The organism is Acinetobacter sp. YT-02 (genome assembly GCF_002412355.1).
Classification (GTDB): Bacteria; Pseudomonadota; Gammaproteobacteria; order Pseudomonadales; family Moraxellaceae; genus Acinetobacter; species Acinetobacter towneri.
On sequence record NZ_NOZT01000004.1, the window covers coordinates 22,632 to 39,576 of the forward strand.

The following is a 16,945-nucleotide window of genomic DNA, read 5'->3' on the forward strand; positions in this document are numbered from 1 at the left end:
ATTCACTTACTCAAAATGGGCAATATCCATTGCATTTAAACGGTCTAAGTCTGCTTGGGTATCTACACCCGGTGGTAAATTGGCTTCTGCAACTGCAATGGCAATACGATGTCCATTTTCCAAGACACGCAATTGCTCTAGGCTTTCCAGCTTTTCCAATGTTCCCATTTCCCAAGTCACATATTCTTGCAGCAATTCCACACGGTACGCATACAAACCTAAATGGCGATACGCATGTGCATGCAATTGTGGTGTCGCTGCTTTCGCACCATCACGGTCATAAGGAATCGTGGCACGGCTAAAATACAAAGCCTGATTGTGTTTAGACATGACCACTTTAACAATGCTGTCGCGAGTAAATTCATCTAGTTGCTGAATCGGCTCACATAGCGTAGACATCGAGCATTCAGGTTGAGCTTCTAACAACTGCGCCACTTGTTGCACCAATTGCGCAGGCAAAAGTGGCTCATCGCCCTGCACATTGACGATAATATCGTTTTTATCCCAACCTTTAATGCGCGCCACTTCACTTAAACGATCTGTACCTGATGGATGGTCTGCCGAAGTCAGCACTACATCTACACCTTCGGCACGGCATAATTCTGCAATACGAGCATCATCGGTCGCCACACACAAGTCATCAAAACCTGCCACTTTTTTTGCCTGATCAACCACACGTAAAATCATGGCACGACCATGAATTTCCAGTAAAGGTTTGCCTGGCAGGCGTGAACTGGCATAACGTGCAGGGATAACAATGTGCTTCATAATTTTCCTTATCATGGTCTTTCAGGCAGGTTTAAACCCAATTGTTTCAATTGTTGATGTAAGGTGACATAGCAGGCCGATGACAATACTGCATCTACAGGTACAACCCAAATTTCGCGCTGAAAATCTGGATATTGCTTTAACAGGGGCAATAACTTGACCGCATCTTTTTCTGTGGTAATCATCGGTTGCGAGTCTTCAAACTGCAAATCGGTAATTTCATAGTCATGATGGTCTGGAAACTCATGACATTGAAATTGGGTCACACCCATCGACTCTAAAGTTTTATAAAACCGCTCAGGAAAGCCAATGCCCACGACAGCATAAAAATTTTGGGTCGGATCAAAAATTAATTCTTGTGCGGGATGCAATAAGTATGGCGCTGCAACGGCCAAATGCATATTTAATTCAGAACTCGGTTGCGCTGCATGTTCAATCACCGTGGCATGCTCTAATCGAGATTTTGGTTCACGCAAATAACCTTCGGGCAATATTTTCTCGTTACCCAAACCACGATTATTATCTAAAACAATCCATTCCAATTGACGGTTTAAAGCCAAATGCTGCAAACCATCATCACTAATAATTAAATCCAATTCATGCTGTGCAAGTAACAATTCAATACTTTTTTGACGATTTGGCCCCACAGCCATCGGTACGCCTGTAGATTGCACAATCAAAGTCGGTTCATCGCCCACTACGTCAACATTAGCGTCAATGCTGACATAGGCTGGAAATGGGCCTTTTCCGCCATAACCACGGCTAATCACGCCAACACAAACATCTAAACTTTGTAGATATTTGACCAAGTGAATCAGCAAAGGGGTTTTGCCGCTGCCACCCACAGTAATATTGCCAATCACCATCACAGGTACGGGCGCGGTATAAGCGGTTTTAATACCTGAACGATATAAGTTTTGATTGAGCAAACTCAAACCACGGTACAATAAAGACAAGGGTCTAAGCACAACCAGCCATTTGGCCTGTTGCTGCCAAGCGTCCTGAATAAATTGTGCCAAAGCCATGAGTTAATGTTCCTCGAAGTTACGTTGATGCAACTGGAAGTACGCGCCTTTTTGCGCTATGAGTTCCTGATGAGTTCCTTGTTCTAAAATACGCCCCTGATCCATCACCACAATACGGTCAGCATTTTCAATGGTAGATAAACGGTGTGCAATGACAATGGTGGTACGGTCTTGCATGGCCGCATCAAATGCACGTTGAATAAAGTATTCAGATTCATTGTCTAAAGCACTGGTGGCTTCATCTAAAATTAAAATTGGTGCGTTTTTCAAGATTGCACGTGCAATGGCAATACGTTGTCGCTGACCACCAGACAAATTCAAGCCTTGCGCACCTAATGCTGTGTCGTAGCCTTGCGGTAAAGCCATAATAAAGTCATGTGCATAAGCCGCTTTGGCTGCAGCAATCACTGCTTCATCACTCGCACCTTCAAGCTGACCATAGGCAATATTTTCACGCACCGTACGGTTAAACAATACCACTTGCTGATTGACCATAGCAATTTGTGAACGCAGGCTATTCAGCTCAATGTCACGAATATCATGCTGATCAAACAAAATTTTCCCTGAAGATACTTCCTGAAAACGTACCAACAGATTGACCAATGAGGTTTTACCCGCACCTGAACGCCCAACTAAAGCCACAGTTTCACCTGCTTTGACATCCAGATTAAAATCATGAATGGCATGATGCCCATCGGAATACACCAAATTCACATTCTTAAATTGCAAATTACCTTTTAAGTCTGGTGTAAGCGTCCCGTGATTATCTTCTTCAGGCATATCGAGCAATTCAAAAACCGAATGCGCTGCTGCCAAACCGCGTTGTAATTTTTCATTAATATCGGTAAGGGCTTTAATTGGTTTGCTCAACATACCTGCGGCAGTAATGTAGGCTACAAACTCGCCTGCTGAAATATCACGTAGAATTTCTGGGCGTAAGGCAATCCAGATAATAATTGCCAAAGCAATGGACATAATGAACTGCACCACAGGGCTGTTCAATTGCTGCACTGCCACCATCTTTAAACCACGACGCAGGTTTTCTAAAGAGTTTTCTTTAAATCGGCTTTGTTCATAGGTCTGACCACCAAAACCTTTGACGACCAAATTACCATTCACCGTTTCTTGCACCACGTGGTTTACATCCCCCATGGTGTCTTGTACTTGAATAGATAAACGACGCATGCGTTTTGCAGCTTTACGAATCAGCAAGCCAATTAATGGGCCAAATACCAAAATACAGAGGGTCAAACGCCAGTTGGTATACAGCAAATAGCCGAGCAAGCCGAGTGTAATCAAACCCTGTTGTACCAATGTACGCAGCGACTCTGTAGATGCAGCGGTCAATTGTTCTACGTTATACATAATTTTGGCGGTAATGTGCCCGCTGGTATTGTCTAAGTAATACTGTGCAGGTAAACGCAGCAATTTAGCAAAGACTTCCTGACGGATATTAAATACCAAATTACGTGAAATCACCGCGGTATAGTAACCGCCAATAAAAGTTCCCAAACCACGGAAAAACATTAACGCAATGACTAATAGCGGAAATAGTGTAGTGAAAGATTGGTCACGCTCTTGAATGGCATTAATAATTTTTTCCAAGAGTTTTGCCACAGATACTTCTGTGGCTGCATTAATGGCGAAACCGATAATCACCAAGATTGCCAAGCCCCAAAATGGGAGCAAATATCTCAGAAGACGGCGATAGACCTGTAAATCCTTCTTCACTAATAACCTCGAGTTGGGACTTTCGTACTGATATTGATGTTGACGAAACCAAGTTGTCCTGCGACATCCATCACTCGAATCACATCTTGATGAGTGGCTTTGGCATCTGCAGCAATGATAAACATTAAATCGTGTCGATCTTGAGAAATTTGTTTAATTGCTGTGCTTAAATCTGCCACTTCCTTAGTCGAAAGTGCCTGACCATTGACAGAATAATGCCCTGAAGAATCTACCACGACTTCAATTTTATGTTCATAAGATTTTGGTGGTACGCCTTGCGCATCTGGCAAAGTTAAATTCATACGGCTAAATTGGTTAAATGTGGTCGAAAGCAACAAAAACACCAAGATGAACAGTAAACAGTCAATCATTGGAGTCAGGTTAATATAAATATCTTCAACTTGCGAGCGTTTGAATTTCATAAACTCACCTTAGCTTACTTTTTTCACATCTTGCACATCCGCATCAAGCTGATTAGGTTGACTCTGATGAAATAATCCTGCGTGAAACAAAGTCGCTTGCTGCTCTAACTCAGCAGTATATTCTTGCACCAAACGCTGAAAATAACGATAGGCAAATAAGGCTGGAATTGCAATTAACATACCTGCAGCAGTGGTAATTAAGGCTTTAGAAATCCCTGGAATCATTAAGGTTGGATTACTTGCACCCACATCAATCACTAAAAATGATTCAATAATCCCAAGCACTGTACCCAATAAACCCAATAATGGCGCAACTGCACTGAGCGTACCCAAGAAGTTGATATTTTTTTCTAAATAACCAATTTCTTGTGAAGCTGTCGCTTCCATTTGTGCACGCGCATAGTGTTCTGATTGTTGTTTGTTACGCGCACCCGCCTCAAAAATACGGCCTAATGTACTGTTTTTTAAGTTGGCACTTTGATTCAGTTGTTGCAACACAGTCGCTAAACTTTGCCCGCGGTTGAGCAACAACGCATTGGGCAAAATACCTGCTCTCTTTAAACGCATAAAACGCTCAATGGTAATTGCAACGGTAAATACCGAGCACAATACCAACGGCAGCATCAGCCAGCCACCTGCTTTTACCAATTCCCACATTCGCTTTTCCCCAATAAAATACGAATTAAAATTAATCGGACAGGCAAATATTTAAAATACCATCCAGCTCTTCCAGAGAGTGATAACTGATGGTCAATTTGCCCTTACCTTGCTTGTTATAATCAATTTTAACATCTGCACTAAAACGCTCAGAAAGACGTTGCGTGAGTTGTTGAATATCAGGCGCTATAGCCGTTTTCGGCTTTTCTTGTTTTGGCGCATTAAAGTCACGTACCAACTGTTCGGTTTGACGTACCGATAAATTCTTTTCAATTACATGCTGCGCGACTTTGAGCTGATCTTTAGCTTTCAAAGTTAAAATAGCACGTGCATGACCCATATCTAGCAAGCCTTGCTGCATCAACTCTTTAACAGGCTCAGCCAAAGTGAGTAAACGCAATAAATTACTGACCGTGGTACGTGCTTTACCTACTGTTTCGGCAATTTCCTGATGACTCAAGCCAAACTCATCGTGAAAGCGTTGTAACGCCATTGCCTGATCAATTGGGTTGAGATCTTGACGCTGAATGTTTTCAATTAATGCCAAAGCAATCGCGACCTGATCGGTCAAATCACGCACAATTGCAGGAATTTCAGTTAAACCTGCCAACTGTGCAGCACGCCAGCGACGCTCACCTGCAATAATTTCATAAGGATGTTGTTCGTCATCTATCGGACGAATCACAATTGGCTGCATTACACCATGTTTTTCAATAGATGCCGCCAATTCCTGTAAATCTTGCTCTTGAATAAAGCGACGCGGTTGATATTCACCACGTTTTAATAAACTGACATCAATTTGTTTTAGCTGACCATGATCTAAAGATTGCACTTCAAGTTGTAATTTTTCTTTCTGGATTGACCCCAATAAGGCATCCAAACCACGACCTTTGGCTAATCCGCGTTTTTTTGTGGTCATGCTTTACTTCCTTTTTTCACTTTGCTTTTTTTCAACATTTCAGCTGCTAAATTCAGGTAGGCAACTGCACCCTTCGAGCTTTTTTCAAAATAAATGACGGGTAAACCGTGTGCAGGTGCTTCTGCCAAGCGTACATTACGCGGAATCACGGTATCGTATAATTTTTTACCAAAATAGTGCGATAATTCTTCAGACACGTCACGGGTTAAGGCATTGCGCGCATCATACATGGTGCGTAATACACCAATAATTTCTAAATCAGGATTGAGTGCTTGTTGAATACGGTCAATGGTTTGCGTCAGGTCAGCCAAACCTTCAAGTGCGTAATATTCACACTGCATTGGAATGATCACACTTTGCACTGCTGCTAAAGCGTTTACTGTAATTAAGCTTAAACTTGGTGCACAGTCGACAATAATATAATCAAAGTCTTTGGCAACTTCTTGCAAGGCATTGCGCAAAATAAACTCGCGCCCTTCTTGCTCAGCAATCACCAATTCAACCCCTGCCAAATCACGATTGGCACCCAAGACTTTATAACCAACTTCTGCCTTGCTAATTGCGGTTTCAATCGGCACTTCGCCCAACAATACATCGGTCACTGAATACAGCAAATCATTTTTTTGAATGCCTGAACCCATGGTGGCATTGCCTTGTGAGTCCATATCGACCAATAAAATGCGCTTTTTCAAAACAGCCAAAGATGCTGCCAAATTTACTGCGGTTGTGGTTTTTCCGACACCACCTTTTTGGTTCGCAATCGCAATAATTTGTGCCATGATCACCCCAGTCCTTTGAAAATTAGATACGTTTTAATAAAAGTAAATGACGTTGTTCGTCTAAGCGCGGAACTTTAAGCTCGATAATTTCACAGCTAAACTGATCTTTCAATGCCTCTACTTCATCGGCAGGAATCAAACCTTTCATAGATGCAATAATACTTTGCTCATGCATAAATGGTTTTGACGCGGCTACAAAGTCAGTTAAAGATGCAAAAGCACGACTGGTAATTACATCAAACTGACCTAACTCGCGGATGCTGTCTTCATTTTCAACACGGGTCTGAACTGCCACGACGTTTTTCAGTTTTAAATCGGCAATAAACTGTTTTAAGAAACGAATCTTTTTACCATTCGAGTCCAATAACACGCAATCGCGCTCAGGCTGACACAAGGCAATAATCATGCCTGGCATACCGCCGCCTGTCCCAATATCCAATAAACGACCTGCAGGTAAATCTTTGAGGATGCTCAGACTATCTAGCAAATGCTTAACTAGCATTTCTTTCGGGTCACGAATTGCAGTGAGGTTGTACGCTTTATTCCATAGCACCAGAGCATCTTGGTATTTGAGTAATAAATTTAAAGCCTCATCACTGAGTTCTAAACCTAAAGCCTGACTACCTTGCTTGAGTTCCTGAAAAAACGAATGCATCACAATTCACATCTCGAAAAAGTTAATGGAAGTATACCGATTTATAGTTACAGTCATAGGGGCGAATGCTTAGTGAATATTCACTTAAGCGTACACCCCCTGCTGAATTTGTTGATCTAAAGCATTTAATCGTTCAGGAGTACCAACATCCACCCAAACACCCTGTAATTTATGTGCTGAAATTTTTTCTTGCTGCATGGCTTGTTTAAGCAATGGTGCAAGCGGACGCTTACCAGATTCTAAACCGACGAACATTTGCGGATGCATCACCGCTACGCCACTATAAGTCAGATTTTCACCCGAGCGTGCTTGCTCAAAAGTATAGGCTTTGTTTGAAGCCAGAGTGAAATCACCTTGAGGATGCTGTACTGGATTTTCCACCAAAACCAAATGTCCCAAGTCGTTTTCAAGCTGCACATTTAATAGTGGCGCAAAATCCATGGTGGTCCAAACATCGCCATTCACCAATATAAAAGGTTCATTGCCCAATAATGGCAACGCATTGATGATGCCACCTGCAGTTTCTAAGCCTTCGCCTTCATGCGACCACAAAATTTTCACACCAAATTGCGAACCATCACCCAAAGCATCTGCAAGTTTTTCACCCAACCATGCCGTATTGATGATAATTTCCTGCACACCCATCTTTTGTAATTTTTCGATGTGCCACACAATTAAAGGCTTACCACCGACTTCCAATAATGGCTTAGGTGTATGCAACGTTAAAGGACGCATACGATTACCCATGCCTGCAGCAAGAATCATGGCTTTCATTTAGGCAACCACCTCATACTGACCATATTTGGCTGTAAATTTTGGCATTACTGTCGTGTGAATAAAGTGCATAAATGGTTGTAATTCTGGATAAGGTTTACTTTCTTCAAGTAAATACCACATCACGCGCGGTAAATCTTTGAGATAACCCGATTTGCCATCACGTTCAAACAGGCGCACAAAAATACCTAAAATTTTGATATGACGCTGAATCGCCATCATATCGGCATCTTTTTTAAATTGTTCAAAATTACGATCTTGCTTAGATGCTTCTGGCAACAAGTCATAGAACATTTTAAACCAACGATACACATGCTCAGCATTCCACTGCACATAAGCATCACGGGTAATCGAAATTAAGTCGTATGTATCTGCACCAATGACCGCATCCTGAAAATCAATCACACCAAGTTCCGTGTCATCGCCTACTTTCATTAAGTTACGACTATGAAAATCACGATGCACAATCACTTGCGGCTGTGCCACAGCTGCATTGGCTAAAATAGCAAAAGTACGTTTAATTAAGGCACTTTCTTCTGCGCTTGGCTGAATCTGTAAGGCAGGCAATAACCAATCGGTGAGCAATTCCATTTCACTGATGAGTTTGTCATAGGAATACTCAGGGAAATGTGCAGTGCCATCAATATCTTGTAATTGAATTAACTGCTTAAAGCACTGCGCATAGTAGTCATCTACAGTCTGATCATTCAGCAAGGTGGATAACAAGACATCACCAAAATCTTCAAGCAACAAAAAGCCTTGTGTCAGGTCTTTGGCTACAATTTTTGGCACGCGCACGCCATGGGCAGCAAAAAATTCATCAATCGACACAAAAGGACCACAATCTTCTTTTTCTGGTGGTGCATCCATGAGCATAAATGTTTTATTATTCAACTTGATTCGTGCGTAACGACGAAAACTTGCATCGCCTGCTAAAAAATGAGTTTCAAATTGATCTGAACCAAGTACAGATGTTATCCATGTTTGTATCAATTGTTCGCGTTGTGTATTCATTTGCAATAAATTCTAATACAGGCTGAGTTTTTAAAGTGCTAAGTGTAGCTACTTCTGCGCTTTTTCTCTATGATGCGACAATAATTAATTGCGATTAAGCATTCTTGGTTGATGAGATAAATGAAGCATCAGTTTAAATTTAATCCTTTAGCGACTGCGGTCTTAACTCTGTTATGTGGTCACTCTGTTTCCAGCTATGCGCAGACCACAGATCAGACTTCATCTGTCACAAATCTCAATAACCAGCAGCTTAAACACACCATTCAGGAAGCTTATCCTGGGCAGCAGTTCTTTGAGCAATATTATGTTGATAAAGCTGCACCTGAAGCACAACAACAATTTGGGCACACTCAAAGTTCTGCCTATTGTGAAGGTGCATGGCTAACGCCTATCAGCTCAAGCACCGTTGCCGTAGATGCTGCAGAAGCGACCTCTACCGTTACTGCCGATTATGGTCACTATGACCCAAATGGCGATTCCGTCTTGGAAGGCAATGTCCTGATTGACCAGCAAGGCCGTCAAATTCGCGCCGATAAAATTACCATTGATCAAACCCAAACCTTTGCCAAAGCCGAAGGTCGTGTACAAATGGCACAAGCTGGTTTACTTGCGCAAAGTGATGAAATTAACTACAACCTTAAAACTCAGCAAGGCGATTTAAATAACAGTTTTTATATTGCTGAAGAACAGCATGCGCATGGCATGGCAGAAAAAATTGCACGTACCTCAACCAATACCATGGTACTCAATAACGCCACCTACAGCACCTGCCCACCCGAGCAAGCGCCAACCTGGAAAATTCAAGCCAACGAAATTAAGCTCAATCAGGAAACTGGACGCGGTGAAACACGCGGTACAAAACTATATGTAAAAAATGTACCGGTCATGGCTGTGCCTTATTTTAACTTTCCGATTGACGACCGCCGCACGACAGGTATTTTGACCCCAAGTTTTGGTTTTACCAATGATGGTGGTGTCGAACTTTCTGTACCTGTGTATTTGAACCTAGCACCTAATTACGATGCAACCGTTAGCCCGCGTTATATTGGCGATCGTGGTGCAATGCTAGAGGGAGAATTCCGTTATTTAACCGAAAATTTTGGTTCAGGCCAAATCTGGGGTGGTTATTTAGCTTCAGATGCCAAATATTATGACCAAGACCGTAAAGACTTGCACTTTTTACACAACTGGCAAATTAACAATCAGTTTTCAACCAATCTTGAATATAACTATGCTTCGGACAAAGATTACTTTGCCGATTTAAATAATAATCCTAACTCCAAAACCGATCTTAATTTACGTCGTGCTTGGGAACTTAACTATCGTAACGGCATTCCGGGTTTAAAAGCACAGCTCAAAGTTGAAGATTTCCAAACCCTTGATCCATCTATTGAATATGAAAAACGTCCTTATGCACGTTTACCCCAATTCTTATTGAACTATAAAACGGGCAATCCTCAAGGCTTCCAAGTCGAATTTAATAACGACACGGCTTACTTCAAAAAAGATATTGGCGCATTGGATGTAGGCGAACCTAGTGGTACACGTATTTATAATGAGTTTGCAGTACGTTACAACTACCGTAACCCGTGGTCATTTGTAATTCCTGAAGTATCGTTACGTAACATCAACACCTTCTACGACAAAGACACTCGAAACGCGCTAGATCAATATAATTCTTCAAGTGAAAGTGAGTCGGTTACTGTTCCGCAATTCACTTTAGATACAGGGATTACCTTTGAAAAAGATGGTCGCTTCTTGCAAACCATCACCCCGCGCGCGTTCTATGCCTATGCACCGTACCGCAATCAAAACGACCACCCGAATTTTGACTCTGCAACCGCTTCTATTAATTATGACCAGTTGTTCAGTCCAAACCGTTTCTATGGTCATGACCGTTTAGAAGACAACAACTTTTTGTCTTTGGGTTTAAGCTATAGCCTGTTTGATGAAATTGGTTTAGAACGCCTTAGAGCAGGAATTGGTCAAAGTTTTTACTTTGAAGATCGTCGTGTCACGTTGGATAATACCGAAGACGAATTTAATACGGAAAACCGTACTGGGCCAATTGTGAGCTTAACCAGTCAGCTAAGTCAAAACCTCAGTGTGGGTGCCAATGCTGCATGGATGTCAAATGGCGACAATGCACAGCGCAGTGTCAATATGCTTTACACGGGTGATCAAGGCAACTTATATAGCTTTGGTTATATTAACCGTCGTGTTATTCCAAACCGTCAAGATCATTATGATCAAGTTGTGGCATCGTTTATTCAGCCGATTCACAACAACTGGCGTATTTTAGGTCATGCGCAATACGACCTAGACCATAGCGTCGCCCGTGAATATTTGCTAGGGGTGAATTATGAATCTTGCTGTTGGGGCATTTCAGTCTATGGACGCTCTTACTATAACGACTTGGATGATGTGACGGATGCGGGCGTTAAACCCAAACGTGCCATTATGGCAGAGTTAAATTTAAAAGGTTTAGGCAGTTTCAATAATAAACTTGCATCTTTACTTGAAAACCGTATTTTAGGTTTTAATAAAATTAATCAATCTTGGACACAACGTTAATGAAAACAGAACAGTTAAAACGATTTTTAAAAGCATCTACCTTGGCACTTTGCATGACAGCAGCGCTGCCTGCATTTGCTGCGAATGATCAAATTGTGGCTGTAGTTGACAATAGTGTCATTTTAAAAAGTGATTTAGCGCAAAGCGTGGTTGAACTCAAACAACAACTTGAAATGCAAAAGCGCCCTGTTCCGCCACAACACATTTTAGAACAACAAGCTTTAGAACAACTGATTGTACGCCAAGCGCAATTAGAACAAGTCAAACGCTATAACATTAAAGCTGATGAAAAATCCCTGAATGAAGCTGTGTTAAAAGTTGCACAGCAAAATGGAAGCAATAGCTTAGAGGCTTTTCAGCAAAAGTTAGATAAATCATCTCCTGGCAGTTATGCGTTTTTACGTAATCGTATTGCCGAAGATTTAGCTATGAATCGTTTGCGTCAGCAAGTGGTGATGTCACGTATTCAAATTAGCGATCAAGACGTTGATAACTTTCTGAAAACCCCACAAGGTCAGGCTGCCTTAGGCAACCAAGTCCATATTTTGCATGTGCGTGTTTCTGGAGCAGAAAATGCCGCACAAGTTGCGCAACAAGTCAAAGCTGAATTGGCGCAGAACAATGACATTCAAGCCATTAGTAAAAAATATACAGGCAATGGTGTAACCGTTCAGTCTGCAGACATGGGTTTACGTAACTTGACCGATATTCCCGCGGAACTTGCTGCACGTATTACGCCATTAGATGTGGGGCAAACCAGTGAACTGATTGAAGTCCGTGATGGTATTCATGTCGTAAAATTACTGGAGCGCAAAAGTACTGAGCAACGTGCACTAGTTCCACAATATCAAACTCGACATATCTTGATTCAGCCAAGTGAAGTCGTAAGCCCTGAAAATGCGAAACACATGATTGACAGTATTCACAACCGTTTAAAAGCGGGTGAAGACTTTGCAACCTTAGCAGCGACGTTCTCTAATGACGCTGGCTCTGCACGTGATGGCGGCAGTCTAGGCTGGGTGAATCCTGGCGTGATGGTGCCAGAATTTGAAAATCAAATGAAAAATACTGCAAAAGGTGAAATTAGCGCACCATTCCAAACCCAGTTTGGTTGGCATGTACTGCAAGTGACCGATACACGCCAGCAAGATATGACTCGTGAATACCAAGAACGTATGGCACGTCAAATACTAGGTGAACGCCAGTTTGATACTGAATTGGATAGCTGGTTACGTGAAACACGTAACAATGCTTTTGTAGAAATTAAAGACCCAAGCTTAGACCGCAAGAAAAACTAAGCTTAAGTTTTCTGCTATTTCCAAAATTAAAACCAGTGTAGCAACACTGGTTTTTTATGCTTTTTTACCATATGCACTTCATCTTAGCCACTACCAAAATACGACTTTGATAAAACCATAGACATAAAAAAACCTCTCATTTCGAGAGGTTTTTTAAGAAGATCAATTAACGGTTGTTATCGTCTTCTGAAGATTCTTCAAATTTAGAATCGTTGTCAAAACCGCCAGTTGCTTGACCGCCACCGAAGCCACCTTGACCACCGAAGCCACCTTGACCACCGAAGCCGCCGCCTTGACCACCGAAACCACCTTGACTACCGAAGCCACCACCTTGACCACCGAAGCCACCTTGACCGCCAAAGCCACCACCTTGAGCACCGAAGCCGCCTTGACCACCGAAGCCACCACCTTGACCACCGAAGCCACCGCCTTGACCGCCAAAGCCTGTGCCTTGACCACCAGCAGGTGCACCAGCAGGACGTGGATTACGTGCAGGAACAACTGTAGAAATTGCATGTTTGTAAACCATTTGGCTTACCGTATTTTTTAATAAAACAACATATTGGTCAAAAGATTCAATATGGCCTTGTAGCTTAATACCGTTCACAAGGAAGATAGAAACAGGAATACGTTCTTTACGGAGAGAATTCAAGAACGGATCTTGTAAAGTTTGACCTTTAGACATGTTATAACTCCAAAAATAATTAAAAATCAGCGCAAAAACTATCTTTATTTTTCAATTAAAAATTATAAAAAAGACAGTGTGTAAATTTTGCTTTATCCGTAGCAGTTTCGCAAGTCTTCTTGAGCCTGCTTTATCGTAAAATATGTGTGAAATTTATGCGATTCTTGCAACGATCTGAGCCAAGTATATTGACGTTTCGCAAGTTGTCGTGTTGCGAATAGCGCCTTATCCTCCATTTCCTGCATTTTTCCGCGACTTTCATCACCTTTTTGTAAAAACTCTAAAGCTTGACGATAACCGACAGAGCGCATGGAAGGTAAATTTGCATCTAAATCGTATTTTTCAATAAGATGACGCACCTCATTTAAAAAACCCATTTCCCACATGATCTCTAAGCGTTTTTCAATACGCTGATGTAATTCTACCCGATCAGGCACTAAGGCGTGGTTATGAAAAGTGTAACGATATGGTACATTTTTAGGTTGTTCTGCTTGCAGTTGGGTAATTGGTGTGCCTGTTAATTTATAAACTTCCAAAGCACGAATAATACGTTGCTTATCGGACACTTTAAACTTTTGTCCCGCCAATGCATCTACCGCACATAATTCTGCATATACAACCTCCCAACCTTCACGCGCGGCTTTATCTTCAATTTCAGCACGTACTTGGTAATTGGCACTGGGTAAATTTGAAGATAAACCTTCAAGCAATGCCTTAAAATACAGCATGGTTCCGCCCACTAAAATTGGGGTTTTGCCACGCGCATGCATATCGTCAATCAAGGCGCAGGCATCTTCGACAAATTGTGCAGCAGAATACACTTCAAGCGGGCTGATAATATCAATCAAATGATGCGGATAACGCGCCTGTTCCGCTTTAGTTGGTTTGGCTGTACCAATGTCCATATCTCGATAAACCAGCGCAGAATCGACTGAAATTAGCTCAAAATGACCTAGTTCATAGAGTTCACATGCCAAAGCAGTTTTACCACTTGCAGTTGGTCCCATTAAATTGATGACCGGCAATTGTTTTGACATGTAACACTACTCTCCTCGAGCAAAAAGTTTATCTAATTGAACCAATGGAAAAGCACGCCATGTTGGACGACCATGATTACATTGGCTGGCAAATTCAGTTTGTTCCATTTGACGTAACAAGGCATTCATTTCAGAAAGGCTCAGCATTCGGTGTGCACGTACTGCGCTATGGCATGCCATTCCTGCCAAAATATGATCACGCTTTTGCAACAAGGCTTGCGCTTCATCATTCGGATCTAAATCATCCAGTAATTCAGGAATTAACTCAGCAAAATCTGCCTTATGCAAAATCGCGGGCACACCGCGCACAATGACCTGTTCATCACCATATTGGTCTATTTCCAAGCCCAATCGTGCCAATTGTTCTTTTAAATCATCCACCCGCATGGCTTGCATACGGCTAATGCTGATGACTTTGGGGATCAACAATTGCTGCGAAGTCCAAAATTCAGGTTTATCCCAAGCGGCTTTCATCTGTTGTAAAACGATACGTTCATGTGCTGCATGCATATCGACAATAATCAAACCTTCGCTATTTTGCGCCAGAATATAAATACCGTGCAATTGTGCAATCGCAATCCCTAGCGGGTGTTCATCTACAGCTGTCGTCGATTCATACGCTACGCTAGTTGAATCTTGAGGGTCGACATCACGTAAAGGTGCGAGATAGCTTTTTAAGGCATTATTCAGTTGTTGTGAGCCTTGATAACTGCCTTGCATCGCTTGGCCGTATTGCACAGTTTGCGGATGGCTACGATCAAACTCGGTAAGTAAATCAGTACCCGATGCTGCTGGATTGGATACGTGATCTGCATCTACCGTTTGTTCATATGAATTTAAAGGGTTGGTCTGCGCAGATTTGTGCAGCTGAAATTGTTCTTGGTAACGTGGTTGTACGACATAAGGTGCTGCCTGCTCTACTGGGTCGGCTTTCATTGCGGTCGCAAGATCAGCTGTTGCAGTTTGAAATTGAGCTAAGGTTTCTTTGGCGTAATGTCTTACAAACTCATGAACTTCTCGCTGATTTAAAAAGCGAATTTCATGCTTGGTCGGATGCACATTGACATCAATATTTTCAGGTTCTACTTCTAAAAATAGCAAATATGCAGCATGTTGATGTCCATGCAAAATACCTTCGTATGCCATACGCAAAGCATGGGAGATGGTCTTGTCTTTTACAATACGTCCATTCACATACACATATTGCAGATCGGCTTGTGAACGTGCATCGGAAGGATGCCCCAACCAACCTGATAAGTGCATGGTGACACTGTCAGCATCTATCCAATAGGCATTTTCGACAAAGTTTCGTCCTAAAAGTTGCTGCACGCGCTGAAAACGCAATTCGCCACTGTCTGCAATGGGTAAATTCAGTTTGATGCTGTCGTTGTGTTCCAAAACAAAACGAATATCGAAATGTGTGAGTGCCAAACGACGCACAATTTCTTCAATATGTCCGAATTCTGTACCCGCTTTTTTCAGGAATTTACGTCGTGCAGGCACATTAAAAAATAAATCCTGTACCCGAATATGTGTGCCTTTTTGTGCAGCAACGGCCTGAATATCTTGATGGTCAAAGGCAGTGCCATTGACTTCGACCTGATAACCGACACCATCTTCAGTTTGGCTACTGACCAAAGTCAAACGCGATACTGCTGCAATTGATGCCAGTGCTTCACCACGAAAGCCTAAACTGACAATAGCATGTAAATCATCAGCCGTTTGAATTTTACTGGTCGCGTGACGAGTCACCGCCAAAGGCAAATCTTCAGCATGAATGCCACGACCATTATCAATAATTTCAATGAGTGTACTGCCGCCTTGTGCCACCCGAATAATTAGCTCGGTTGCACCTGCATCAATGGAGTTTTCTAGTAGTTCTTTGACCACAGAGGCAGGACGTTCAATCACCTCACCTGCAGCAATTTGGTTGGCTAAGGCAGGTTCAAGCGTGTGGATCCGACGTAGATTTAACACATCATTAGGCATGATTAAATTGTTGCTCCAAAGCTTGTTGTAATGCAACCGAAGACGAACTTAGCGTTGCAGTACGGCTTAATTCATCTTCCGATTTTTTAATTTCAATGATCAGGTCTGCGGGCGGAATTTCATCGCCACCTTTTGATGGCCATTCAAATAAAAACAAGGCATTTGGGGTTTCTAAATAATCACGAATGCCCATCAGCTCTAATTCATAAGGATCATTTAAACGATATAAATCAAAATGAAAAATATCTTGTCCTTGTATTTGATAAGGTTCCACCAAGGTGTAAGTCGGGCTTTTAACCGCGCCCTGATGCCCCAAATGCTGTAGAAAATAACGCGATAAAGTGGTTTTTCCTGCGCCTAAATCACCAATTAAATAAATCACACCCGACCGAAAATGCGTTGCCAAAACCTGCGCCAGATTTTGGGTATCTTGCTCATTATTTAAAGCCAAATTAAATGAATACTGCATAACGCTCACGACATGATTCAAAAGACCAATTATGATAGCATCGCACTGCTTTAAAGCCTATGTACTGATGGATAAAACTGTGTAAATGTGGACAATTTATAACAAGTTTAGACAAGGCAATGAATCAAGATTGTTAAGCTTAGCACCCA

General features: G+C 42.0%; 16 protein-coding genes. 2 read left to right on the forward strand and 14 right to left on the reverse strand.

Annotation, left to right across the window (positions count from 1 at the left end; genetic code table 11):
• Positions 1 to 6: 6 nt before the first annotated feature.
• The 10 genes from kdsB to CF596_RS02945 form a co-directional block, all read right to left on the reverse strand.
• Positions 7 to 768, reverse strand: coding sequence for a 3-deoxy-manno-octulosonate cytidylyltransferase (gene kdsB, locus CF596_RS02900; protein ID WP_004976805.1), 762 nt, complete (start codon positions 766 to 768; stop codon positions 7 to 9).
• Between the two features lie 11 nt (positions 769 to 779).
• Positions 780 to 1,793: a tetraacyldisaccharide 4'-kinase gene (gene lpxK / locus CF596_RS02905; protein WP_096901170.1), complete on the reverse strand. Its 1,014-nt coding sequence runs from the start codon at positions 1,791 to 1,793 to the stop codon at positions 780 to 782.
• 3 nt (positions 1,794 to 1,796) lie between these two features.
• Entirely contained in the window at positions 1,797 to 3,524 is a 1,728-nt protein-coding gene (gene msbA / locus CF596_RS02910) for a lipid A export permease/ATP-binding protein MsbA (protein ID WP_096901171.1), read from the reverse strand.
• Complete coding sequence (locus CF596_RS02915) at positions 3,524 to 3,946, reverse strand: biopolymer transporter ExbD (RefSeq protein WP_096901172.1); 423 nt, start codon at positions 3,944 to 3,946, stop codon at positions 3,524 to 3,526. Before CF596_RS02915 ends, msbA begins: the two co-directional genes overlap by 1 nt.
• 9 nt (positions 3,947 to 3,955) lie before the next feature.
• On the reverse strand, positions 3,956 to 4,603 hold the full coding sequence (locus CF596_RS02920; protein WP_096901173.1) for a MotA/TolQ/ExbB proton channel family protein: 648 nt from the start codon (positions 4,601 to 4,603) through the stop codon (positions 3,956 to 3,958).
• 31 nt (positions 4,604 to 4,634) lie between these two features.
• Positions 4,635 to 5,522 carry a ParB/RepB/Spo0J family partition protein gene (locus CF596_RS02925; protein ID WP_096901174.1) on the reverse strand — a complete coding sequence of 296 codons (888 nt, stop codon included), beginning with the start codon at positions 5,520 to 5,522 and terminating at the stop codon, positions 4,635 to 4,637.
• Positions 5,519 to 6,301 carry a ParA family protein gene (locus CF596_RS02930; protein ID WP_096901175.1) on the reverse strand — a complete coding sequence of 261 codons (783 nt, stop codon included), beginning with the start codon at positions 6,299 to 6,301 and terminating at the stop codon, positions 5,519 to 5,521. Before CF596_RS02930 ends, CF596_RS02925 begins: the two co-directional genes overlap by 4 nt.
• 22 nt (positions 6,302 to 6,323) lie before the next feature.
• Positions 6,324 to 6,956: a 16S rRNA (guanine(527)-N(7))-methyltransferase RsmG gene (gene rsmG, locus CF596_RS02935; protein WP_096901176.1), complete on the reverse strand. Its 633-nt coding sequence runs from the start codon at positions 6,954 to 6,956 to the stop codon at positions 6,324 to 6,326.
• 84 nt (positions 6,957 to 7,040) lie between these two features.
• Positions 7,041 to 7,730, reverse strand: coding sequence for an N-acetylmuramate alpha-1-phosphate uridylyltransferase MurU (murU, locus tag CF596_RS02940; RefSeq protein WP_096901177.1), 690 nt, complete (start codon positions 7,728 to 7,730; stop codon positions 7,041 to 7,043).
• A complete protein-coding gene (locus tag CF596_RS02945) occupies positions 7,731 to 8,744 on the reverse strand; it encodes a phosphotransferase (RefSeq protein WP_096901178.1) in 1,014 nt (337 codons plus the stop codon).
• Between the two features lie 120 nt (positions 8,745 to 8,864).
• Between CF596_RS02945 and CF596_RS02950 the strand changes: the two genes are divergently transcribed.
• The gene (locus CF596_RS02950; protein ID WP_096901179.1) at positions 8,865 to 11,318 is read left to right on the forward strand and encodes an LPS-assembly protein LptD; all 2,454 of its coding nucleotides are present in this window, start codon (positions 8,865 to 8,867) and stop codon (positions 11,316 to 11,318) included.
• Positions 11,318 to 12,616 carry a peptidylprolyl isomerase gene (locus CF596_RS02955; protein ID WP_096901180.1) on the forward strand — a complete coding sequence of 433 codons (1,299 nt, stop codon included), beginning with the start codon at positions 11,318 to 11,320 and terminating at the stop codon, positions 12,614 to 12,616. The genes CF596_RS02950 and CF596_RS02955 overlap by 1 nt, the downstream gene beginning before the upstream one ends.
• 166 nt (positions 12,617 to 12,782) lie before the next feature.
• Here the strand turns inward: CF596_RS02955 and hfq are convergent, their stop codons facing one another.
• From hfq to tsaE, 4 genes are all read right to left on the reverse strand, one after another.
• On the reverse strand, positions 12,783 to 13,301 hold the full coding sequence (gene hfq / locus CF596_RS02960; protein WP_096901181.1) for an RNA chaperone Hfq: 519 nt from the start codon (positions 13,299 to 13,301) through the stop codon (positions 12,783 to 12,785).
• 92 nt (positions 13,302 to 13,393) lie between these two features.
• A complete protein-coding gene (gene miaA / locus CF596_RS02965) occupies positions 13,394 to 14,338 on the reverse strand; it encodes a tRNA (adenosine(37)-N6)-dimethylallyltransferase MiaA (RefSeq protein ID WP_096901182.1) in 945 nt (314 codons plus the stop codon).
• A gap of 6 nt (positions 14,339 to 14,344) precedes the next feature.
• Positions 14,345 to 16,327, reverse strand: coding sequence for a DNA mismatch repair endonuclease MutL (mutL, locus tag CF596_RS02970; RefSeq protein ID WP_096901183.1), 1,983 nt, complete (start codon positions 16,325 to 16,327; stop codon positions 14,345 to 14,347).
• Positions 16,320 to 16,796: a tRNA (adenosine(37)-N6)-threonylcarbamoyltransferase complex ATPase subunit type 1 TsaE gene (gene tsaE, locus CF596_RS02975; protein WP_096901184.1), complete on the reverse strand. Its 477-nt coding sequence runs from the start codon at positions 16,794 to 16,796 to the stop codon at positions 16,320 to 16,322. The genes mutL and tsaE overlap by 8 nt, the downstream gene beginning before the upstream one ends.
• Positions 16,797 to 16,945: the final 149 nt, after the last annotated feature.